At 52.4% G+C, this 820-nt stretch carries 1 protein-coding gene; it reads left to right on the top strand.

Annotated elements, in window-relative coordinates; all coding sequences use genetic code 11:
• The first annotated feature begins 63 nt into the window (after positions 1–63).
• Positions 64–768, top strand: a complete 705-nt coding sequence (locus tag GF617_RS26920; protein WP_001067855.1) for an IS6-like element IS26 family transposase — start codon at positions 64–66, stop codon at positions 766–768.
• Positions 769–820: the final 52 nt, after the last annotated feature.

Here is an 820-nt window from a genome sequence, read left to right as displayed (position 1 = left end):
GGCACTGTTGCAAATAGTCGGTGGTGATAAACTTATCATCCCCTTTTGCTGATGGAGCTGCACATGAACCCATTCAAAGGCCGGCATTTTCAGCGTGACATCATTCTGTGGGCCGTACGCTGGTACTGCAAATACGGCATCAGTTACCGTGAGCTGCAGGAGATGCTGGCTGAACGCGGAGTGAATGTCGATCACTCCACGATTTACCGCTGGGTTCAGCGTTATGCGCCTGAAATGGAAAAACGGCTGCGCTGGTACTGGCGTAACCCTTCCGATCTTTGCCCGTGGCACATGGATGAAACCTACGTGAAGGTCAATGGCCGCTGGGCGTATCTGTACCGGGCCGTCGACAGCCGGGGCCGCACTGTCGATTTTTATCTCTCCTCCCGTCGTAACAGCAAAGCTGCATACCGGTTTCTGGGTAAAATCCTCAACAACGTGAAGAAGTGGCAGATCCCGCGATTCATCAACACGGATAAAGCGCCCGCCTATGGTCGCGCGCTTGCTCTGCTCAAACGCGAAGGCCGGTGCCCGTCTGACGTTGAACACCGACAGATTAAGTACCGGAACAACGTGATTGAATGCGATCATGGCAAACTGAAACGGATAATCGGCGCCACGCTGGGATTTAAATCCATGAAGACGGCTTACGCCACCATCAAAGGTATTGAGGTGATGCGTGCACTACGCAAAGGCCAGGCCTCAGCATTTTATTATGGTGATCCCCTGGGCGAAATGCGCCTGGTAAGCAGAGTTTTTGAAATGTAAGGCCTTTGAATAAGACAAAAGGCTGCCTCATCGCTAACTTTGCAACAGTGCC

Origin of the sequence: Lelliottia sp. RWM.1 (assembly GCF_016859735.1) — a bacterium.
In the GTDB taxonomy this organism is placed as follows: Bacteria; Pseudomonadota; Gammaproteobacteria; order Enterobacterales; family Enterobacteriaceae; genus Enterobacter.
This window is presented reverse-complemented; position numbering and strand designations above follow the sequence as displayed.

Bases quoted from the DNA above. Each gene is read 5' to 3' on its own strand.
- GF617_RS26920 (WP_001067855.1), top strand. From the start codon at position 64: ATGAACCCATTCAAAGGCCGGCATTTTCAGCGTGACATCATTCTGTGG.